Source organism: Arthrobacter sp. FW306-04-A (genome assembly GCF_044358315.1).
Classification (GTDB): domain Bacteria; phylum Actinomycetota; class Actinomycetes; order Actinomycetales; family Micrococcaceae; genus Arthrobacter.
In genome coordinates this window covers 1,874,849-1,896,895 of record NZ_CP084559.1, presented here as the reverse complement: position 1 = coordinate 1,896,895, position 22,047 = coordinate 1,874,849, and the positions used below count along the sequence as shown (strand labels likewise).

At 62.3% G+C, this 22,047-nt stretch carries 19 protein-coding genes; 17 read left to right on the top strand and 2 right to left on the bottom strand.

Features of this window, described 5'->3' with window-relative positions; translation table 11 throughout:
• Positions 1–301: 301 nt before the first annotated feature.
• Positions 302–1,144: a polyphosphate kinase 2 gene (locus LFT43_RS08645; protein ID WP_395802977.1), complete on the bottom strand. Its 843-nt coding sequence runs from the start codon at positions 1,142–1,144 to the stop codon at positions 302–304.
• Positions 1,145–1,927: 783 nt separating this feature from the next.
• Here LFT43_RS08645 and LFT43_RS08640 point away from each other — a divergent pair.
• The 3 genes from LFT43_RS08640 (at position 1,928) to LFT43_RS08630 (ending at position 4,715) form a co-directional block, all read left to right on the top strand.
• A complete protein-coding gene (locus tag LFT43_RS08640; RefSeq protein ID WP_395802286.1) occupies positions 1,928–2,926 on the top strand; it encodes an NADP-dependent oxidoreductase in 999 nt (332 codons plus the stop codon).
• Positions 2,927–2,972: 46 nt separating this feature from the next.
• Positions 2,973–3,839: an alpha/beta fold hydrolase gene (locus LFT43_RS08635; RefSeq protein ID WP_395802284.1), complete on the top strand. Its 867-nt coding sequence runs from the start codon at positions 2,973–2,975 to the stop codon at positions 3,837–3,839.
• A 273-nt stretch (positions 3,840–4,112) separates the two neighbouring features.
• Entirely contained in the window at positions 4,113–4,715 is a 603-nt protein-coding gene (locus LFT43_RS08630) for a TetR/AcrR family transcriptional regulator (protein WP_395802282.1), read from the top strand.
• A 90-nt stretch (positions 4,716–4,805) separates the two neighbouring features.
• Here the strand turns inward: LFT43_RS08630 and LFT43_RS08625 are convergent, their stop codons facing one another.
• Positions 4,806–5,672, bottom strand: coding sequence for a GntR family transcriptional regulator (locus LFT43_RS08625; RefSeq protein WP_395802280.1), 867 nt, complete (start codon positions 5,670–5,672; stop codon positions 4,806–4,808).
• A 269-nt stretch (positions 5,673–5,941) separates the two neighbouring features.
• Between LFT43_RS08625 and LFT43_RS08620 the strand changes: the two genes are divergently transcribed.
• The 14 genes from LFT43_RS08620 (at position 5,942) to LFT43_RS08555 (ending at position 22,029) form a co-directional block, all read left to right on the top strand.
• On the top strand, positions 5,942–7,207 hold the full coding sequence (locus LFT43_RS08620; RefSeq protein WP_395802278.1) for a RuBisCO large subunit C-terminal-like domain-containing protein: 1,266 nt from the start codon (positions 5,942–5,944) through the stop codon (positions 7,205–7,207).
• A 1-nt stretch (position 7,208) separates the two neighbouring features.
• A complete protein-coding gene (locus LFT43_RS08615) occupies positions 7,209–8,507 on the top strand; it encodes a four-carbon acid sugar kinase family protein (protein ID WP_395802276.1) in 1,299 nt (432 codons plus the stop codon).
• Between the two features lie 53 nt (positions 8,508–8,560).
• Positions 8,561–9,604 (top strand): zinc-binding dehydrogenase, encoded by a 1,044-nt coding sequence (locus LFT43_RS08610; RefSeq protein ID WP_395802274.1) that lies wholly within the window; start codon positions 8,561–8,563, stop codon positions 9,602–9,604.
• A gap of 71 nt (positions 9,605–9,675) precedes the next feature.
• Positions 9,676–10,713, top strand: a complete 1,038-nt coding sequence (locus LFT43_RS08605) for a 2-keto-3-deoxygluconate permease (protein ID WP_395802272.1) — start codon at positions 9,676–9,678, stop codon at positions 10,711–10,713.
• 106 nt (positions 10,714–10,819) lie between these two features.
• Positions 10,820–11,074: a hypothetical protein gene (locus LFT43_RS08600; protein WP_395802270.1), complete on the top strand. Its 255-nt coding sequence runs from the start codon at positions 10,820–10,822 to the stop codon at positions 11,072–11,074.
• Between the two features lie 966 nt (positions 11,075–12,040).
• Positions 12,041–13,099 (top strand): LacI family DNA-binding transcriptional regulator, encoded by a 1,059-nt coding sequence (locus LFT43_RS08595; RefSeq protein ID WP_395802268.1) that lies wholly within the window; start codon positions 12,041–12,043, stop codon positions 13,097–13,099.
• Between the two features lie 138 nt (positions 13,100–13,237).
• A complete protein-coding gene (locus LFT43_RS08590; RefSeq protein WP_395802266.1) occupies positions 13,238–13,726 on the top strand; it encodes a hypothetical protein in 489 nt (162 codons plus the stop codon).
• Between the two features lie 103 nt (positions 13,727–13,829).
• Positions 13,830–14,984 carry a substrate-binding domain-containing protein gene (locus tag LFT43_RS08585; protein WP_395802264.1) on the top strand — a complete coding sequence of 385 codons (1,155 nt, stop codon included), beginning with the start codon at positions 13,830–13,832 and terminating at the stop codon, positions 14,982–14,984.
• Positions 14,985–15,031: 47 nt separating this feature from the next.
• Positions 15,032–15,913 carry an alpha/beta fold hydrolase gene (locus LFT43_RS08580; protein WP_395802262.1) on the top strand — a complete coding sequence of 294 codons (882 nt, stop codon included), beginning with the start codon at positions 15,032–15,034 and terminating at the stop codon, positions 15,911–15,913.
• Positions 15,914–16,080: 167 nt separating this feature from the next.
• Positions 16,081–17,241, top strand: coding sequence for a substrate-binding domain-containing protein (locus LFT43_RS08575; RefSeq protein WP_395802260.1), 1,161 nt, complete (start codon positions 16,081–16,083; stop codon positions 17,239–17,241).
• Between the two features lies 1 nt (position 17,242).
• Positions 17,243–18,859, top strand: coding sequence for a sugar ABC transporter ATP-binding protein (locus tag LFT43_RS08570; protein WP_395802258.1), 1,617 nt, complete (start codon positions 17,243–17,245; stop codon positions 18,857–18,859).
• On the top strand, positions 18,834–19,808 hold the full coding sequence (locus LFT43_RS08565) for an ABC transporter permease (RefSeq protein ID WP_395802256.1): 975 nt from the start codon (positions 18,834–18,836) through the stop codon (positions 19,806–19,808). The genes LFT43_RS08570 and LFT43_RS08565 overlap by 26 nt, the downstream gene beginning before the upstream one ends.
• Before the next feature lie 25 nt (positions 19,809–19,833).
• Positions 19,834–20,967, top strand: coding sequence for an agarase (locus LFT43_RS08560; RefSeq protein WP_395802254.1), 1,134 nt, complete (start codon positions 19,834–19,836; stop codon positions 20,965–20,967).
• 243 nt (positions 20,968–21,210) lie between these two features.
• On the top strand, positions 21,211–22,029 hold the full coding sequence (locus LFT43_RS08555; protein WP_395802252.1) for a sugar phosphate isomerase/epimerase family protein: 819 nt from the start codon (positions 21,211–21,213) through the stop codon (positions 22,027–22,029).
• Positions 22,030–22,047: the final 18 nt, after the last annotated feature.

Below are 22,047 nucleotides of genomic sequence, written 5' to 3'. Positions count from 1 at the left end.
CGAAAATCCGTGGCTGCGGACATCCCGCTGCCCTCAGGAAGGCAGCCAGTCTTCCACCCAAAATTTCCGTCATGACTGCTCCCTATTTCATCCTTGGCGCATAGCATGATGCATGGCCGGCTCCAGGAGATGGACACGCGTGCGTTGAGGCTTTCCCGGCTCCTGTGGTCGTGAGGCCTTCATCCATGATCTGCGTCCGCTCGTCCTCCTCCGGCCGGCGGGATCGAAGTATCGTGCAGCTCGGTCGGCGTATTTGGAGGGCAACTGGTGACAGTGCTGGACGAAGCGACTCCAGGGAGGATCAGTCTCCGACGGCTAGCCGGCCGCGGCGCACGATCAGTGGGTCGGGGTTGTGGACCACTGCTGTGTTTTTGCCGTCGTAGTCGAACTGGTTGAGGAAGTAGCGCATGGCGTTGATCCGTCCGCGCTTCTTGTCGTTGGATTTGATGGTGATCCAGGGTGCGTGGTCCGTGTCGGTGCGGAGGAAGGTTTGTTCCTTCGCGTCGGTGTATGCCTCCCACCGGTCCAGGGAGGCGAGGTCCACGGGTGAGAGTTTCCAGCGCCGGACGGGGTCGATCTGGCGGATGGCGAAGCGGGTGCGCTGCTCGTGGCGGGTCACGGAGAACCAGAACTTGTTCAGGTGGATCCCGGAGTCCACGAGCATTTTCTCGAACAACGGCGCCTGTCCCATGAAGGTCTGGTATTCCCCGGCGGTGGGCAGGTGCTGGATGTATCGCTGGAAGTACCACTCGCCCTGTTCGCGGTCTGAGGGTTTGCCCAGCGCGACGGTCCGGGCGGAACGAGGATCGAGGTGCTCGGTAAAGCGCTTGATCGTCCCGCCTTTGCCGGCCGCGTCCCGGCCCTCGAAGACGATCACGTTCTTCAAACCGCGGTCCTGGCCCCAGTACTGGAATTTGAGCAGCTCGATCTGGAAGAGGTATTTTTCGGCCTCGTAGTCCTCGCGGGTCATCCGTTCCTCGTAGGGGTAGTCCTCCCGCCACGTCTCAACAGCCGACCCGCCCGGGTCGATAAGCTCCGGGTCCTCGCTCTGGCCGCCCCGGACCGTGTACCCGAGCTCGACGAGACGGTCAATGGCGTGGCGCAGATTGTCCCTGACCCACCACGCGTCCTCGGGGGTCCGCACCGCTCCGCGCGCCCGCCAATCGACCTGCTCCTCCGGGGCAAGCTGGGTGGTGACCGAGAACCCGGCCACCGACACCCCCGTCACCCGCCGGCCCATCCCCCAGTTCGTTCGTCAGCCTGCGCATCGCCTCCCCGATACGGCCCAGGAATCCGCCGGTCGCGGTCTCGGACACCACCGCCCAGCCGCCGGCCACAGCCAGGTCCTCAGCGGCACCGAGCATGACGGTCTTGCCAATCCCCCTCGCCCCGGTAAAGATAGTCAGAAGCCCCGGCGCGCCCGACCCGATCCGCAGACCATAAGCGAACTCGTCCAGCACTCCGCCGCGCCCGACAAGATCCGGCGGCGTCGCCCCAGCCGTCGGCCGAAAAGGGTTCCCCACACCTGCTCCTGTGAATGTCGATGAATCTTATGAATCCTGTGAATCTCACGATCCCAACCCGCCCGCGGGTTACAGGACGCAAAGCAGTCAATAGTTCGAGAGCGAACATACACCGTTACCGAAATACTTGAAGCTCCAGCTAAATTCGGCGAGCCGTGTCCTGCCTGTCCTTTCTCAATTTAGTTCGCCGCCGTTCGCCGCACTCCCCTGCTCGCAATTAACTAGGTCCGGCCTTGACAAATATATGAGTGTAGTCATAATTGATTGTAATCACTCTCGTAAGGGCCCGTCCAAAACATGCCGGTACTGACAAGAGTGCCCGGCGCGGCAGAGCGACGCCCCGAGATATCGCTGCATCAATGGCACCAGCTACTAACCAAAACCCCCAGAAGGAGCATCACGGCATGCGAGCGTTCGTCGTCACCAAGTACAAGGAGCCGCTGCGCGAAGCGGAGGTTGCTGAGCCGACCGTCGGCGAAGGGGACGTGCTCGTGCAGGTTCAAGCGGCAGGCCTGAACCAGTTGGACGAGAAGATCCGGCTGGGCGAGTTCAAGCAAATCCTCCCCTACAAGCTCCAGCTGATCCTCGGCAATGACGTGGCCGGCACCGTCCTGCAGGTCGGGTCTAAGGTGCGCGGGTTCAAGCCCGGTGATGAGGTTTACGGCCGCCCCGATAAGGACCGCATCGGCACGTTCGCCGAGCGCATCGCCGTCGCCGAGGATGACCTTGCGTTGAAGCCTGCATCGGCCAGCATGGAGGAGGCCGGCTCGCTGCCGCTGGTGGCGCTGACCGCATGGCAGGCCCTCGTTGAGCGGGGCAATGTGCGTCCCGGACAGAAGATTCTCATTCACGCGGGAGCCGGTGGGGTCGGCTCTATCGCCGTCCAGCTCGCCAAGCACCTCGGCGCGACCGTTGCAACCACCGCCAGCGGCTCCAACGCCGGCTTCGTGCGCGACCTCGGAGCCGACATCGTGATCGACTACCGCACCCAGGACTTCGAGCAACTCCTCAGCGGCTACGACCTCGTGCTCGACAGCCTCGGCGGGGAGAACCTCGAGAAGTCACTGCGCATCCTCAAGCCCGGTGGCAAGGCCATCGGTATCTCCGGACCGCCGGATCCGGCGTTCGCCCGCGAAGCCGGGCTGAATCCTGCGCTTCGCCTGGCAATCACTGTACTCAGCACCAAAATTCGCCGGCATGCCAGGAAGCTCGGCGTCAGCTATGAGTTTCTCTTCATGCGCGCCAGCGGCGACCAACTTCGCCAGATCGCATCGCTGGTCGACGACGGCGTGCTGCGCCCCGTCGTAGGGAAGGTCTTCAGCTTCGACCAGACCCCAGAGGCGCTGCAGCACCTGGCCGAGGGCGCCATCCGCGGCAAAGCAGTCGTCGCCCTGACCAACTGAACCGCCACCTTTTCCACCTCACAAACCACGCAGGAGAACAACCGTCATGGACAACACCGGCACCCCGCAGGACGCTGTCGTCACCTCGTACGCGATTGCACCTACCAAAGCCCTCACAGCCGAAGGTGTCACCTACGCCTACCGGGAGCTGGGGCCGAAGGGCGGCATCCCCGTCGTGTTCTTCGTGCACCTAGCCGCCACGTTGGATAACTGGGATCCCCGGATCATCGACCCCATCGCGAAGAACCGCCACGTCATCACCTTCGACCAGCCCGGTGTCGGCGCATCCACCGGGCAGGTTCCCCGCAACATCGAGGCAATGGCCGACGACTCCTACACCTTCATCAAGGCCCTCGGGTTCGACAAAATCGATGTCTTCTCCTTTTCATTGGGGGGCATGATCGCCCAGGACCTGGCCCTCAAACATCCCGACCTTGTCCGCAAGCTCGTGCTCACCGGAACCGGCCCGCGCGGCGGCAAGGACATCGACAAAGTCGTCGGCACCACCTACTGGGACATCCTCCGCGCAATCCTGACAAGGTCCGATCCCAAGGAGTTCCTGTTCTTCAACCGCAACACCACCGGCAAACCCGCAGCGAAAGCGTTCATCAAGCGCCTCCAGGAGCGCAGCGCCGACCGTGACAAGCCGATCAGCACCCACGCATTCCAAACGCAGTTGAAGGCAATCCAGGCCTTCGGCCGCTCCGCCCCGTCAGACCTGTCCACACTCACGCACCCCACCCTCATCGCCAACGGCGACAACGACCGCATGGTGCCATCCGTCCTCTCCCAAGACCTGCACCGGCGCATCCAAGGATCCGAGCTGATCATCTACCCCGACTCCGGCCACGGCGGCATCTTCCAGCACCACGCCAAGTTCGCACCGACCGCCGTCGAATTCCTCGCCAACTAACCCACGTTCGGAACTTCTACGTCTCGTCAAGGGTTCGCCGCCACCGCGGCCCACGGTGGCTTCTTCACGACTAGCGCGATCAATCAGCTTTCCCGCCGGCTGATACCGCTGGCTTCGGCAACTCACGCTTATGACAAAGACGTTTCACTCACTCACGTGAAGCGCGGTCGAGCCCTCCCACTGCTGGAAGTAGACAGGCCGGGGGTGCCTCGGCTCTCCGTGTTCGTTATACTCATAACTGAGTCCAGTCAGTTTACGTCCGGAGGAACCTTCATGCCCGTCGCACCCCAGCCGCTCGGACGACGTGAGCGGAACAAGCAGCTGAAGCTTGACCGCATCACCGCCGCGGCCAGTGCACTGTTCGCGGAACACGGGGTTGAGGAGGTCACAACCCAGCAGATCGCCGATAAGGCTGACATCGGCACCGGAACCCTGTTCCTATACGCAAAGACCAAGGGAGAACTCCTCCTGCTCGTGCAGAATGCCCACTACGCGGAAGCTCTCGAACGGGGCCGGGCCGATGCTGAAACCATCCCGAATGCACTGGATGCAGTGATGGCCATCGTGCGGCCGATCGTGGAGTGCAACCGCGTCCAGGTCGACAATGGGCGCACCTACCTGCGGGAGATGGTCTTCGGCGACGCGACGGAGCCCCACCACAGTGAAGCCCTTTCCATCGTCGCGCAGACCGAGGAGGCAATCGCCGCCGTCCTGGGCCGCGATGACCTTCTCAATGCCGATGATGCCGCAACAACCGCACGCATCGTCTCTGCCATCATGTTCCTCAGCATGGCAGTGAATGCAGATCCCGCCCTTCGCACCGAGGACATTGTGCAGGACATCAGCACCCAGATCCGCCTGCTCCTTCCCCGCTGACACCAACCTTCAGTTATCGCCGCCAGGCTTGCCGCATGTCGGCCGGAACTACACCCAAACCAAACCGGACGCGTCGTCGTGGGGCCCGCGTTAACGTGCTCCTCGTTCGAGGTCGGCCAGTTCTGATTCAAGTTGTTGGGTCAGGTTCCGCAGGCGGCGGAGGTGTTCTTGGGAGACGCGTCCTGGCTGGCTGGTGACTTGCGCGTCGACGTCGAAGACGGTGTTGGGGCTGTGCCAGACGTTGAACCATTCGAGGCCGTGGCCGAGGGCGTCCCGGGTGACGCCTTGGAGCAGGAGCAGTGGTTCCCTGGTATTGATGTCCAGTTTCCTTGCCAGGTCAGGGTCGGAGGACACGGCCTGTACCTGGCGGGGCCCGCCGGCGGGGTGGTAGCCGTGGTCGCGCATAAGGCCAAGGAGCGAGGCGTTTTCGAGCAGTTCCACGGTGAAGTGCGGGAAGAAGTCGCGCGGGACCCAGGTGCGCATGAAGGCAACGGGAAGATCGTCGAGGTAGCGGACCCGCTCGATTTTCCAGGTGTTGGCGGTGTTGAGGGCCTCGATGCCTGCCTGGGGCGGCTCGGAAGGGTCCACGCTGAGGACATGGGTGCGCAGGCGCTGGCCGTGCGCGGCCGCCTGCTCGTCGAGGCCGCCGGCGCGCTGAACATGCCGGCGAAGGACAGGCGTTGCGGCCACGACGCTGCCGCGGCCCCTCTGGCGCCGGATGAGGCCGAGGTCGGCGAGGCCGGATAAGGCCTGGCGCACGACGCTGCGGGAAACTCCGAACTGCCTTTGCAGTTCCTCTTCGGTGGGCAGGGAGGAGCCCGGGGGCAGCGCAAGGTCCACGATCTGCCGGTGCAGGATGTCCCGGATCTGGGCATGAAGGGGGCCGCCGGCTTCCCGGTTCAAACCCCCGGCGCGTCCCGCCGGCTCCGGTCCTGCTTCTGCTGGTTCCAAACTCACGCTCACTCCTCTGCCGCTGTGCAAATCTTAGCCCTCGCTCCGAAACAATGGCCCTTGGCGTCGAACCGCCTGCCTTGACGTGACCTACACCACCTATTATTGTACGTATCAAAGGTACGTACAACTTTGGGACTTGGGATCACGGAAGATGCCATGGACCCGGAGTGCGAGTCACCTGCTTGAGCCCGCATTGGTGCGTGAGCGAAGTGAAAGTACCTGCAGGTGACCGTCGAATACGTGAGTTTCAACCCCCTTGAATTGGAGAATCCATGCGCGACCCGCGCTCGGTGCGTTGCACCTATTACCTTGAGTCTGAAATTGAGCCGGAGAAGGCAGCTGCCATCATGGCGGGTGAGCAGTCCAGCGGTACGTTCCTGCCGGTGCCGGGCGAGTCCGCCAGGATCCGGGAGCGGTACGCGGCCCGGATTTCGGATGTCCAGGAGCTGGGTTTTTGCCGGCCTTCCCTGCCATCACGGGCGAACCCGGAAAAAGTCCGGGCTGCCCTGGTCACTGTTGACTTCCCGATGGAAAATGTCGGTACCGACCTCGCCACCTTGCAGACGGCGATTGCGGGCAATCTCTTCGAACTGGGCGACCTGTATGCCTGCCGGTTGCAGGACATTGCGCTGCCCGATGACTTCGTGGCCGCCCACCCCGGGCCCGCCTTCGGCATAGAGGGAACGCGCAAGCTCATCAACGACGTCCAGGGAGTGATGGTCGGCACCATCGTCAAACCCAACGTCGGGCTTTCCGAAGAGGAATTCCGGCTGGTGGTTAGGGATCTGGCGATGGCATCCATCGACCTGATCAAGGACGACGAGCTGATGACTGATCCGGCGTACCTGCCGCTGGAACGCCGGGTCGCGGTCGCTACCGAGGAAATCCGTGCCGCAGAGCAGGTCACGGGCCACTCAACGATGTATGCGTTCAACATCACCGGTGACCTCGCCGGCCTGCAAAAGCGCCACGACCTGGTGGTCGAGGCCGGTGGCCGCTGCGTGATGCTGAACATCCCGGTGATGGGACTCCCGGCCCTGGCAATGCTCCGCAGCTTCGCCGAAGTCCCGATCCACGGCCACCGCGCGGGCCTCGCAGCATCAATGCGGTCCAAGGCCCTGGGCATGGATTACCGGGTCTGGCAGCAGATGGCCCGCTTGGCCGGTGCCGACCACCTGCACGCCAGCGGGCTGGGCAGCAAGTTCTACGAACTCGACGAAGAAGTTGCAGCCAACATCCGCAGCCTGCTCGCACCTCTCGGGAAAACCGTTGCACCGCTCCCCGTGCTGTCGTCCGGGCAGAATGTCACCACGCCCGGGCCCACCTTCGACGCGGTTGGTTCCACCGACTTGATGATGCTGGCCGGCGGCGGGGTCGCGGCCCACCCCGATGGACCCGGCGCCGGTGTGCGCAGCCTGCGCCAGGCGTGGGATGCAGCGGTTGACGGTGTCCCGCTGCTGACTGCAGCCACCAGGCAGGCGGAAACTGGAGATGACGCCCTGCTGCATGCGGTCCAGACTTTCGGGAAGGGTGCCTGACATGCCCGCTTTCGGTTTCGTCGCCGACGACCTCACCGGAGCCGCCGACGTCCTGGCCCAGTCCCACCGCTACGGCCTGGAAGCCGCCTTGGTCATCGGCGACGCGCCGCTGCCCACGGACACCGACGTCGTCGGGTTCGCAGGTCCGGCACGGTCCCTGTCGGGGGCAGCGTTCGACACCCTGGTCACCCGTGACCTTGCCGGCATAGCGGCCCTGAACCTGGACGTGCTGCTCTACAAGGTCTGCTCCACGTTCGACAGCTCGACCACCGTCGGGAGCATCGGGCGGGGGATCCAGCTGCTCCATGAGCAGTTCCCCCTGCACGGCCCCATTCCCGTGGCGCCCGCCCAGCCGGGCTTCGGCCGTTACACCGCGTTCAGTAATCACTACGCGACCTACGCCGGCCAGATTTACCGGCTGGACCGTCACCCGGTCATGTCCCGTCATCCCTCCACGCCCATGTCCGAGGCGGACCTCCGCCAGGTTCTGGCCGAACAGCTCGGCGGCACCCAGGTGCCCGGGGCCATCCACCTGCCCGCCTATGAGGATGGCACCTTCAAGGACTCCTGGGCCGACCGCCGCCGGGAACCCGGAGCGCAGGCCTTCGTCGTCGACGCCGTGGACGAACACCAGATGGACGCCATCGCAGAAGCCCTCACCCGGGAAGAACACGGCCACGGCCCATCCATCGTCATCGGATCCGGCGGCATTATGGCAGCCCTGGCACGCTCCATCTCGAACCAGACTCCCCGTACCCCCGGGCCGCAGCGCCCGACCGGACCGGTACTGGCCGTCAGCGCTTCAGCCTCCAGCACCACAGCGGAACAACTCAACGACGCCATCTCCAACGGGTGGGAGGACGTTCCCGTGCCTGCCGAACTGCTCCAGCGCGATGACACCACCGCCGTGGCAACCCTCGACGAACAGGTTTCCGCTGCCCTCCGGGCAGGCAGGAACGTCGTCGTTCACACCACCCGCGGCGCGGCTGATCCCCGCTACGGTGCCGGTAAACCGGTGGACGCCGGCTACGTCGGCACCCTGATCGGCGGCATCGCCGCCCGCATGGCCAACGCCGGGCTCACCCGTGACATCGCCGTCTGCGGCGGTGACACCTCCAGCCACGCACTCATCGCCATGGGCGTACGCAAGCTCCGGGTGTCCGACCAGTTCGTCACCGCAGGCCCCATCCTGCAGGCCGACGGCGGCTCCGCCGTCGCAGGGTGCAGGCTCCTGCTCAAAGGCGGACAGGTAGGTCCCACAGACATCCTGCGCCGCTTCGCCGGCCAACTCCCCGGCTGATTGCCCAAGCAATTCCCTCCACGCATCACCAGAACCAACGAAAGGCGGCCCCCATGCGGGCAGTAGTCAAGAACGCAGCCGAGCGAGGCGTCACCTACGTCAGCGACGCCGGCGACCCCAAGGCGACAGAAGGCTCCGTCGTCATCGAAGTCGGCGCTGCCTCCCTGTGCGGCACCGACCGTGAGCTGTATGAATGGACCCCCTCGGCCCAGGCGTTCAACCTCAACCTCCCGGTCATCCTGGGCCATGAAGGCGCAGGAACCGTCGTCGAAGTCGGCCCTGGCGTCACCGGCCTCAAGGTCGGCGATCAGGTTGCCCTCGAAAGCCACCTGACCTGCGGCCAGTGCTTCCCCTGCCGGACCGGCGACGCACACACCTGCGAACGCACCGGCATCCTGGGCATGCACATCGATGGTGTCTTCGCCGAGTACGCCTCCGTCCCCCAGGACATCTGCGTCAAGCTCCCCACTGGCCTGTCGCTGGAATCCGGGGCCCTGCTCGAAGCCGCCGGCGTGGCCGTGCACGCCATCCAGCGCGCCAACTACTCCGTCGCGGGCCGGGCCGTGCTCGTCAGCGGCGCCGGCCCGGTCGGACTCGTCGTCGTGAACCTGGCCCTGCTCATGGGCGCCAGCCATGTCATCGCCGTCGACCCCAACCCCTACCGGCGTGCCCAGGCCGAGAAACTCGGCGCGACCGCCCTGCACCCCAACGACGGCATCGTTGAGCGCTGCCGCGAACTGACCGGCCGCCGCGGCGGCTTCGACGTCGGCTTCGAATGCTCCGGAGCGCCCGGCACCCTGGCAACACTCTTCGAAGCCGTCCGCCGGGAAGCGACCGTCATCACCGTCGGACACCCCAGCCGCCCCGCCGAAGTCGACATCGCCGCCTACATCAACAAAAAGGGCATCACCCTGCGCGGCATCTTCGGCCGCAGGCTCTGGGAGACCTGGGAACAAAGCCTGCTGCTGCTGGACTCCGGGAAGCTGCAACTCGACTGGCTTATCACCCACCGCAAAAAACTCAGCGAAATCGACGAAGCCGTCGAACTACTCACCGGAGACGCCTGCAAAGTCCTGCTCATCCCCGGTCTCGGCTAACCCCACAAACAACGGAACTAACGGTCCGAACCGCAGTTCCCAACCACTCAGCTACTCAATAGGAGAAATCAATGTCGATTCCCATCAAGAAAGCTCTGGAGAAGGTCCCCGGCGGCATGATGCTGGTGCCACTTGGCATCGGCGCCGTCATCCACACCCTCGCACCGGACGCCGGCAAATTCTTCGGATCCTTCACAGGAGCCTTCTTCACCGGCCTGGCACCGCTGCTGGCCGTGTTCTTCGTCTGCCTCGGCGCGACCCTCGAGGTCAAATCAACGCCCTACATCCTCAAAAAGGGCGGCGTGCTCCTTGGCTCAAAAATTCTCTTCGCGATCCTCGTCGGCGTCATCGCCGGACGCTTCCTCGGCGAGGCCCCCATCGAACACGGAATCCTCGCCGGCATGTCAACCCTCGCGCTCGTCGCCGCACTCAACGACACCAACGGTGGGCTCTACATCTCCCTCATGGGCCAGTACGGCCGCAAACGCGACGCCGGAGCGTACTCCATCCTGTCCCTGGAATCAGGCCCCTTCCTGACCATGGTCACCCTCGGCATCGCCGGACTGTCCGCCTTCCCCTGGCAGGCACTCGTCGGCGCCATCCTCCCTCTGGCCCTGGGCATGCTCCTCGGAAACCTGGACAAAAACATGCGCAACCTCCTGGCCCCACTGGTACCCGCCATGGTGCCGTTCCTCGGCCTGGCCCTCGGCCTAACCATCAACCTCAACGCAGTCGTCGAAGCAGGACTCCTCGGAATCGTACTCGGCCTGTTCGTGGTCTTCGTCGGCGGCGCAGTGCTGCTACTGGCCGACAAACTCACCGGAGGAGACGGCGTCGCAGGCCTCGCCGCAGCAACCACAGCCGGCAACGCAGCCCTAGTCCCGGCAATCATCGCCACAGCCAACCCCGTCTACGCCCCAGCCGCCGACCACGCCACCGTCCTCGTGGCAGCATCGGTCGTCGTCTCCGCAGTACTCTGCCCGATCGTAACGTCAGCCTGGGCAAAGAGGCTGCAGAAAAAAGAGGGCCTGACGGCCACAGCAGACAACTCGTCCGAGCAGGAGGCGCCAGCCCCCAAGCATGCAGGTAGTACCCCAGAACTGACATAGCAGTACCAAAAGAAGAGGGCGGGGCGTGCACACCAGTGCCCGCCCCGCCCCATCCTTATACCCAGACCCGGGGGACGAACGCAGCACCAACACAGGAAGGAAAACCATGAAGGATGCAGCCACGCCGCAAGTGAACGCAACACTCCCTGTGTCCCAAACCCGCCTGCTCGATTATCACAACTGGATCTACCTGAACCCCGGCGACAGGGTGGTCGTAAAACGACACGGTTGCGAACCCGAACACGGCACCATCGATGACATCGCCGAAGACGCCTCATACTTCTGGGTACGAATCGAAGGCCAAAGCAGAACCCTCATCTCCCAGGGCGACGGCACCACCATCCACAAAATCCTCACCTAACTAAGCGCTGCAGAAACCGGGCGGCAGGCGAGAGCTGGTCTGACGGCCTCTTGCACCCGCGGAGGTGGATCCGAAGGCGACACGGAGGGGACCCAAACTGACATCGGACTCAACTCTTCTCAGCCCTCCACTAAAGCAGACATAAGTGTGGACACTGTCCACACCCTCTTTGGCAGGACACACGCCCGCGGACAGCTCTCGCAGGTGGCCTAAGACCGCTCCCGAAACGCCCTACAGCCAGTACGCCAGCGTCATGTCGTTCCCGCTCCCCTGGCCCATGAATAGGTGTAGGCCACTCCGGGCCCGCTCGACAGAACCGGAACGAGGAACCATATAATCCACTTCAGCAGGCGGAAGGCCCACCGGCCAGGGACTTGAACCCGCCACCCCACACACCTGAGCAGGCCCCGCGGCGGCCAGGCCACAGCTCGCAACCAACCCGTCAGAGCGACGCGAGCACAAGCTTTGTCAACACGTCAAAGCAAAATCGCCTCTGACGACGGAATACGTCGTGGCCGAGGTGGGACTCGAACTACATTCCAACCCCTGCAAACACAGGGAAGCCGCGAGAACATGCGGAAATCGGGCGGCTCCGGTGATGATACAAACGAGTCCGCATCCCAAAGTGTGGACATTGTCCACACTCCCTTTTCGCTTGTCACAAGCTTTTCGCCAACAGCCCTGATGCCGGAGAGGGGGACCTCCCTAATCTGTGTCGGGACCTTCGCAATAGAGTTCATTGCTCGCGCCGCAGCCTTCTGGGGCGGGAGAGAGCCAGCAGTCGTGACTCACTCACCACAGTCGTTCGCACCGTTCAGGATCCGAAATTTTTCTCGAGATCTGTAAACGGCCCGCATTTCAGTAACTCTCCACACGCAACAGAACCCCGCTGTGTCGGCTTCGCCGAGTAGTGTTGATTGCGGATACAGGACGGTTGGCCCGCGGGAAGTGTTAGGAGTCGAGGCAGTGGCAGGAGCAGCGACGCACCCGGAGGTGAATGCCTCCGATTCCAACAAGCACCCGCGGCGGATGAATATCAAAGAAGTCGCACAAATGGCGGGCGTCTCCTACGGAACCGTCTCCCGAGTGCTTAACGGCCATCCCGAAGTCAACGAATCTACTCGGCAGCGGGTATTGCAGATCATCAAGGATGTGGGGTACCGCCGCAATCGGGCCGCCACCACTCTTGTGACCAACCGCTCGACCTCCATCGGCATCATAACCGATGGGTCCCCGCGTTTTGGGCCGGTCGGGACGCTTTTGGCGCTGGAGAATGTGGCCAGACAGAAGGGATACTCAACAACCGTAGCTTCCGTCGAAGCCCCGTACGAGGATTCGATCCCAAGCGCCCTCAATACCTTGGAAGACCTTGGAGTCGACGGCATAATCGTCATCGCGCCGCTGGTGTCAATGGCTGCTGCAGTTTGGAACGCAACGCGTCGGGTGCCTCTTGAGATGATCGCAGCAGGGGTTTCCTCCACACCAGATGTCTTCACCTACTCCGAAAATCAAGAGCTCGGGGCGCGTCTGGCAACTCAGCACCTCATTGACCTCGGACACACAGACATCGCCCACATCGCAGGTTCCATGGACTGGTTTGACGGGCGCGTGCGAAAGCGCGGGTGGAAAGCGGCGCTCCACGATGCCGGCCTGGAACCAGGGCTGTGCCTTGAGGGTGACTGGAGCCCAAAATGGGCATACGAAACTGGCCTCCAGCTCGTCAAAGAAAAAAAGGTACCTCAGGCGATCTTCGCCGCCAGTGACCACACTGCGCTTGGCCTCATTCGCGCCTTCGCCGAGAACGGCGTCCGCGTTCCCCACGACGTCAGCATCGTCGGCTTCGACGACATCGAAGGCTCCGACTATTTCCTACCGCCTCTTACGACAGTACGCCAGGATTTTACGTCCCTGGCTGCCGTGAGCATCGAGGTTTTGCTCGGCGTCGTCGCCGGCAAGGTTGTCGACCGCGTTCCGGCTGCTCCTGCGCTGATCCGCCGCCAAAGCGCAATACGAGCGGGCAACTAACTCCAGTACCTCTCGAACTTCGCATTGCACAAAAAATCCCGTTGTGACCCTTGACACTTGTTCCGTAAACGTTCACGATAGATAACACCGTAAACGATCACGGAAATCTAAACCTCAACGAAGAGGAAGGAGTGCAGGGTGAACGACACCATCGCCCAAGCCCTCGCGCTCCGTCCCGGTGTGGCATTCGATGACGTCGATGCCATACAAAGGGCGAATGTTGAACAACTTCTGACTAAGGCAGCATGGTCCGACAAAGAGGCCGCAGGTGCTGTCCGGAAGTTTGTCCCCGCTGGCTCTTCAGCCGTCGTAGGTGTGGTCAGCGGGGGAAGCCTCTGGGCAAGCCTAGTCGTCACTGTTGACGGCACGAGCTCGCCTGTGTCGGTCACGACGGTGAACGGCAGTGCGGAGGAGCTCTCCGGGGATCTGGCCGCCGTGGCAGCAGAGTCCGTGCGATGGGTCCGTGCTCGTCGCGGCGCCTGCTCCATGGGGCTGTTTTTCGACAAACGGCACGCTGAGGCCTTTTTGGACGCCCCTGACAAGGCTGCTGCTATTCGCACAGCCTCTGCGGCCGGCGGACTGATCCTGTCGCCTGTCCCCCCTGCCCTGGCGATCGCCCTCGTCTGAGCAACCAGTCCAACGTAAGTACCCCAAACCTCACAACATGCAATGCCCCTGCCCGAAAACAGTGCCACCGCGGGGTCAGCACCATCAACTGAAGGGAACGAGAATGAGAACGTCAGTAACAGCTGGGGCCCTTGCCCTCGCCACAATGGCTTCGCTGCTCGCAGGCTGCGCCTCGGACACAAAGGGAACTCCCGGCGGGGCGGATAATCCACTCGCCCAGGTAAAAGCAAAAGACTTGGTACCCAAAAACATCGTGGGGCTCGGCCCGAACGGTGTTAAGTCCGGGACCCTCGACGACATCAAGCTCACAGACGAGGAAGTCGCCCAGGCCAAGCAGCACAAGTTTCGGGTCGGCATCGTCATGCAGACTATGAACATCGAATGGTCCACGGAGCAGGTCCGAGGCATCACCGAGCGGCTTAAGAAATACAACGCCGAGGTCGTTGGAGTTGCCGATCCCAACTTCGATGTCCAAAAACAGGTGTCCGGTATCGAGAACATGATCCAGTTAAAGCCGGACGCAATCGTCAGCATCCCTGTGGACGACACAGCAACGGCAGAGGCATACCGCAAAATCGGAGCTGCCGGGATCAAGCTCATCATGATGGACAACGTGCCCTCCGGCCTGAAATACCCGACCGATTACCAAGGCATGGTCTCTTCAGACAACCAGGGCAACGGCGCAGTCTGCGCTGAAGCGCTGGCCAAGTACATCCCCCAGGGCGGCACCGTCGGTGTCCTCGACTTCGGCGTCGACTTCTTTGTGACAAAGGAACGCATGAAGGGCTTCGTGGACTGGATGAAACAAAACCGCCCGGATATCAAAATCAAGGTCGCGGAATTCCTCGATCCGGCTAACTCAGGCAAGGACGCCGGTAATTTCCTCACGGCGAACCCAGACGTCCAGGGAATGTTCACTGAGTGGGAAGTCCCCGCTGTAGGCATTGACCAAGCGCTACGAGCCCAAGGCAAGACGCTCCCGATCACCGCGGTAAACATCGCCTCTGACGTCGCGGCCGACATCGCCACAGGCGGGAACATTAAGGCTCTTAGCGCCCAAGTCCCCTACGACCAGGGCCTGGCCGAGGCCGATATGGCCGTCAAGGTCCTCCTGGGCGGCAGCGCGCCGAACTGGCTCGCTTTCCCGGCAGTCCCGGTTCTGCAAAACAACCTCACGGACGCGTGGAAACAGGTCTACCACCAGGATCCGCCCAACCAACTGACCGAGGCCTGCAAGTCCACCGATGGCTGCTCGTAGGTCCGGCTAACACCCCCGAATAACACAAGAACAAGGAGATCAAGACTATGGAAATCATTCAGGACCACAACGGAGTACCAGCAAAGCACGGACGGGCTTTCGTCAACGGGGTCAGGCTGCACTACTCCATCGCCGGCGAAGGTGAGCCCCTGTTCCTCCTACACGGTGTGCCGAAGACTTCCTACCACTGGCGCCGGGTCATCCCGCTGCTGACGCCGTACTACACCGTCATCGCACCCGATCTCCGAGGCTTGGGCGACTCAGAACACCCTCAGGGCGGTTTCGATATGAAAAACATGGCCGAGGACATAGCCCAACTGGCCACGCACCTGGGCTATGAGACTTTCTACCTCGTCGGAGAAGACTGGGGAGCCTCCACCGCCTACCAGGTCGCGGCACAGTACCCCGAGCGGGTAAAAAAACTCGTCTACCAAGAGATGATCCTCCCCGGTTTCGGACTCGAAGACTACTCCTTCCTGACCAAGGAGAACGTCAGCACCTACGTCTGGCTCTGGCACATCAACTTCTACAGCGTGCCGGACTTTCCGGAGCTGCTGATTACAGGCAAGGAGCGGGAGTACTTCAACTACTTCATCAAGCACGAGACGCACAACCCCCAGGCAATCACCCCCGACGCTCTGGACGAGTACGTCCGCTGCTACTCCTCGCCCGGCGGATTGCGGAGCATGTTCGCCATTTACCGGGCCACGCTCGAGGATGCCGACCAAAACCGCGAGGCTGCAAAAACTAAACTCACCATGCCCGTCCTGGCTGTGGGAAGCGAGTACTTCATCGGCGCGGACAACGAGCGGCAGATGCGCGAAGTTGCCGAAGACGTCAGGGGCGTCATCCTTCCCTGGGGCCATCAGCTGGCAGAAGAGGATCCAGAGGCTCTCGCAGAGGCCTACCTGCAGTTCTTCAAGGAATAACAGCACCTCAGGATGCGCGGGACGACCGCCCGGCTGTCCCGCGCATCCCGAGATCGAGAACCGGGATCACCGCGAACCCGGAAATCTCAATTCCCTAACCCCCATTTCATTTGCCTCAGGTTGAAGTCCGCCCACCGGCTTCCCTGGTCATCAGAAGGACCACTGTCATGACACGCAGAAAGATACTTTCCGCTGGGGCCGGCCTGCTCGCCGCGATCGCAATATCACTGTCCGGATGTTCCAGCGACGCCGGCAACAGCGGAACATCCCCGGGCCCCGCCGACGTCGACGCTTCCTCGATCTCCCCCACCGGAATCGTCGGCCTCGGCAAGAACGGGGAACAACCCGCCCTTGCTGACTCCCTTAAACTCAGCGACCAAGACAAGAAGAAAGTGGCCGAGGGCAAATTCTCCGTCGGCATCTCCATGAACACCATGGACATCGATTGGTCTCGCCTCACGATCCAAGGCATTCAAAAAACTCTCGGCGAACTCGGCGTTCAAGTCATCGGCGTCACGGATGCAAAGTTCAAGGTCCAGCAGCAGATCGCAGACCTCGAGAACCTGATCACCAAGAAGCCGGACCTGATCATCAGTATCCCCACTGATGATGTTGCTACCGCCCAGACCTACAAAAAAGTCGCGGCCGCCGGTATCAAGCTCGTCTTCATCCACATGCCCGCTTCCGGGCTCTCTTACCCCTCCGACTACCAGGCAGTGATAGCTCCGGACAATCAGGGCAACGGCCAGATTGCCGCTTCGGGACTGTCCAGGTTCATCCCGCAGAACGGGACTGCAGGCATCGTGGATTTCGCAGTTGACTTCTACACCACCAACCAGCGCACCCAGCGGGTTAAGGAATGGTTCAAGGAGAACCGTCCTGACGTAAAGATCAAGGAAGTCGGCTTCACGGACACTAATGCCGTCGGGCCTACCGCAGCCAACTTTATGACGGCAAACCCTGATGTCAACGGGCTATTCGTCATTTGGGATTCTCCGGCAATGCAATCCGTCGCGGCCCTTCGAAACGCCGGAATTAACGTCCCGATCACGACGATCGACCTCGGCACGGAAGACGCAGTGGAAATGGCCAGCGGCGGCTACATCAAGGCCATAGGTGCCCAGGAGCCGTACAACCAGGGAGTCGCGGAGGGCATGGCAGCCGCACACGCCCTGATAGGCAACAAAGTTCCGGCGTGGGTTGCTCTTCCGCCCGTCGCCGTGACGCCGGGCAACCTCCTGGCGAAGTACGAGGAAATCTTCCATTCGGCACCGCCACAGGAAGTCCTCGACGCATGCAAGTCCTCCGGACTCTGCGGAGGCAAGTGACATGGTCAGCATCAGCAAGCCGACAGCAATACAAAACAAACACGTCAAAGCCGCGACGGACGTCGGCCGGGCCGGCGAGGTAAACAGCAAGCCGCTGCTCCAGGCTCGCGGCGTCAGCAAGGCTTTCAGCGGAGTGTATGCCCTGAAGGACGTCGACTTTGATCTGCGCCCCGGCGAGGTTCACGCGTTGCTTGGCCCCAACGGCGCCGGAAAGTCCACGTTGATCAAGATCCTCGACGGCGTCCAGCCGCAGGATGAAGGAAATGTCGAGGTTGACGGGCACGAACGCGTCCAAGCGGACATCGCAACGGTCTTCCAGGAGCTCAGCCTGGTCCCATCCCTCTCGGTGGCGCAGAATATCTTCCTCGGCAATGAGCTGCGCAACGCCTTTGGGATGGTGCACAAAAAGAAGATGAACAGCGTGGCCAAGGAACTCATCGACTCGCTGGGTCTGCACCTGCCCCCCGAGGAATTGGTTGAGAACCTCTCGGTCGCCTCCCGGCAGCTTGTCGAAATCGCGAAGGCCATCCACCGAAACGCGCTGGTCCTGGTGCTCGATGAGCCGACCTCGACGCTGACCAAAGCAGACCAACTGCTGCTGTTCAACAGCATCCGCGACATCCAAAAATCAGGAGTGGGCATCATCTACGTCACCCACCGCCTCACCGAGGTCTTCGAGCTGGCTGACCGGGTGACGGTCATCCGAGACGGCAGGAAGGTACTGACCGCCGAAGTGGCCGACTTGGAGATGAGTTCTCTGGTCCGCGAGATCACCGGGGCTGAGCCGCAAGAAGCAGGGCCGCCGAAGGAAGCTTTTGACCGGTTCGCCCGCCCCGAGCTGCTGCCCGACTCCATCAGCGGACCGAAACTCCAAATAACCGGGCTCGCAGGAGACCGCTTCTCCAACATCAGCTTGAAGGCCGAGGCTGGGCGGATTGTCGGCATCGCCGGTCTGATCGGTACAGGCCGCACTGAGCTGTTGGAAACCATCGGCGGTATGCGCCGCAGCACCGCGGGGGAAATCAGACTCAACGGTCGGACAGTTAGTTTCAAGCACCCTTGGGAGGCGCTCAGCGCAGGAGTCGCACTCGTTCCCGAGGACCGGCACCGTTCGGGCCTCGTGATGCAGCACTCAATCCAGCGGAACCTCGCCCTGGCCCACTACAAGTCGCTGCGCAAGGGCGGCCTCATCGACAATCGGGCAGCCCGGTCTCTGATCAGTGGACTCGTGAATACGCTGCAGGTGAAGACGAACTCGATCGAAAGCCCCGTACAGACATTGTCCGGCGGCAACCAGCAGAAAGTCGTCTTCGCCAAATGGCTTCAGCCGGGCATGCACCTCCTGCTCCTCGACGAACCGACGCAGGGTGTGGATGTCCGCGCACGGCAGGAGATCTACCGGGTCATCCACCGGTTCGCGGAAGAGGGAGCGGCCATCATCGTCGCCTCCTCCGACTTCGTCGAGCTACAGGAACTGTGCGACGAGATCTACTTCATGACCTCAGCCTCCATGAGCGAGCCGGAGAAGGTTACATCAGCCACGACAGATCAATACATTTACTCAAGACTCAATGAAAGGGTTCGTGAGAGCCATGAGCGCGATCACCAACAGCATTAGCCTGACCAGGCCGCAATGGGGCAACCGCTCCCCACTGGACTTCATCCGCGAATACTTCGTGTATATCGCGCTGGTATGCCTGGTGCTTTTCTTCTCCATTGCCTCGCCCGTCTTCTTCAGCGTACAGAACTTCGCCAACGTGGGCCGGCAAACCGCAATCGTGTCCATCATCGCCGTTGGAGTCACGCTCGTGATTGTCAACGCCCAGATCGACCTCTCCGTCGGCAGCGTGTTCGCTCTCTCCGGAATGGCGTCCGCCCTGGCACTCCAGCACATCTCGAACTTCTGGCTGCTCGGTGCCCTCGCAGCCATCTCCGTCGGTGTCATCTTCGGATTCGTCAATGGTCTGCTGACCGTAAAGCTCGGGATACCCAGCTTCCTGGTCACCCTGGGCATGCTGGGCGTCGCCCGCGGTATCGCATTGCTCATCACGGACACCCGGCCGGTGATCATCGCCAACCGGCCCTACTTCAGCATCTTTGGTGACAGCAGCATCCTCGGCGTTCCCATCGCCGTGGTCTGGACCATCGTGATTGTTGCGCTCGGCTTCCTGCTCCTGCACAAGAGCGTCTTCGGGCTCCGCATCTTCGCCACCGGCGGTAACCCGCAGGCAGCACGCTTCACCGGCGTCAAAACTCACCGCACCGTGATTCTCTCGTTCGTCATCACCGGCGCCCTCGTAGGTGTGGCCTCACTCCTGTTCACGGGCATCGCCCACGCCGCCCGCCCGGACGTCGGCGTCGGTCTGGAACTGGACGTCATCGCTGCCGTCATCCTCGGTGGAGTGAGCCTCTTCGGCGGCCGGGGAACAATCGTCGGAGCCCTTGCGGGATCCCTCATCATCGGCATGATGAACAACGGCCTGGTCCTCATGGGGGTCGATTCCTCGGTGCAGCAAATCATCAAGGGTGCCATCATCATCGCCGCGGTGTCCCTCAGTAAGAAATAGCAGAACACGCAAAGGAGCGATTGAAATGTCAACAACTGAAGCCCAGAACAACGGTTTCTTCCGGGTCGTCCGAAACAGCGACGGAGCATGGAGTTTCCTCGACCCCAAGGGCAAACCCTTCATCTCCCTTGCCCTCAACCACATAGACGACACAGATCTGCGCTATCCGCACAACGTGGAAATCTTCGAGCGCAAATATGGCTCCCGCGAATCCTGGACGAAAGGCGTGGTCCGCGACCTCCAAGACCTGAACTTCAACACAATCGGCTGGACTTCCCAATACATCAGCGGCGGCTGGGGTGAGGCGCTGGACTGGTTCGGGGATCCCGTTGACCTCGGCCATTCCCTGCCCTGGCCCGATCAACACCTGCTGGATGCCGCCATGCCGTACGTCGTGCAGATCCGCGTGCAGGAAATCGAGGACTGGAACGGCCACCCCGCTTTCCGGGACGTCTTCGGGGAAGACTTTCAGAAGTACGCTGACTGGATCGCCCGACGCATGGTCTCGGACCACAAAAACAGCCCTAATCTGATCGGCTACTTTCTCGTGGACATCCCCGCTTGGCTTCCCCACGCCGCCGGCAGGTTCTGGCCCGGATTCGAAGGGCTCAGCCAGGAAGAGCACGACAAGAAGCTCTTCGACGTGGCAACGCAATACTACAAGACCATCACCGAGGCCATCCGCCGCTACGACCCCAATCACCTGATCCTCGGCGACCGCTACAACGGCAACAAAGGCATCCCGGAAGCGGCCCTGCGCGCGATGGTCCCCTTCGTGGACGTCCTCTCGGTCCAGTACTTCACCGGCAAATCGGACGAGGAGTACAGGACTATGATCGATGACCTTCGCCGCTGGCACGAACTTACCGGCAAGCCCGTTGTAATCGCCGACATCGGCAACTGGGTACCCACGGACATGAACCCGCACCGGACCAGTGACATGAACACCCACGCCGAACGGGGCGCGGACTATGCAAACGGACTCGCGAAGGTGATGGCCGAGCCCTGGATCATCGGCTGGCACTGGTGCGGTTATATCGAAAACCTCGGCCGGGGCTGGGGCATTAAGGACCCACAGGACGAGTTCTACACCGACATGACTGACCAGATCCGCGAAGCCAACGCCAAGGCACAGGCTACCGCCGAACAACGCAGGTAACACCGTACGACCGTGATCAGCCCCGCCGGACGTACAAAGAGCTACCCGGCGGGCCTGAGGCTAACGGACAGCATCCACGTCCGGATCAGCATGCCACCCCTGCACCGGAGCCGCCTGCGCCCAGTACACCGCTGTGCCATCGCTCGCACACAGGGGGCGGTTGCCGGAGCTCACAGCTAGTCGCGTCAGGCCAAGTCGTAAACGTTCACAGCACCACTAACCTTCTTCTTGAAAGGCAGCATCATGAAACTCGGATACTGCACCATCACTTGGGGCGGCGTCGTCGGCCATCCGGCTGGCGTAACCAGCGTCAAGGACCTCTTCTACCTCACCCACGGCTCAATGGACGGCGCCGTCAAGGACATCGCCGCAGCGGGCTATCACGGGGTGGAAATGTTTGACGGCAACCTCGCCGAATATGAGGACAAACCGGAACAGCTCCGCGGCATCCTGGAGAAAGCCGGCGTCTCCCTTGTCAGTGTCTACACCGGCGCTAACTTCATCTACGCCGATATCCTCCCGGACGAGTTGCACCGCATACAGCGCGCCGCCGACCTCTCTGCGACCTTTGGAGCCGAGCGCCTCGTGGTCGGCGGGGGTGCCCGTCGCGCCGCCGGCACCACCGAGGAGGACTATCAGCGACTCGGCGACGCCTTGGACAGGGTCACCGATATAGCCGAGGCCGCGGGATTAAGCGCCAGCTACCACCCGCACCTAGGCACCATCGTGGAGAGCCCGGACGAGCTGGAACGCCTTATGCCCCTCACCAGGATCGGCTTCTGCCCGGACACCGCACACCTTGCCGCAGGCGGGGCCGACCCAGCCGCAAGCATACGGAAGTACCGGGAACGAATCCATCACGTCCACCTCAAGGACCTGGACAAGGAAACCTCCTCCTTCCTTCCCCTTGGGCAGGGCGAGCTGAACTTTCCCGACATCATCCAGGCCATCAAAGAGAGCGGCTACGACAGCTGGCTCATGGTGGAGCTCGACGAGTACGGCGGTGACCCCCGGGCAGCCGCCGAGATCAGCCGCAAGTACCTCGAAGAACTCCTCCCCTAACCCCACCAACTCCTCCCC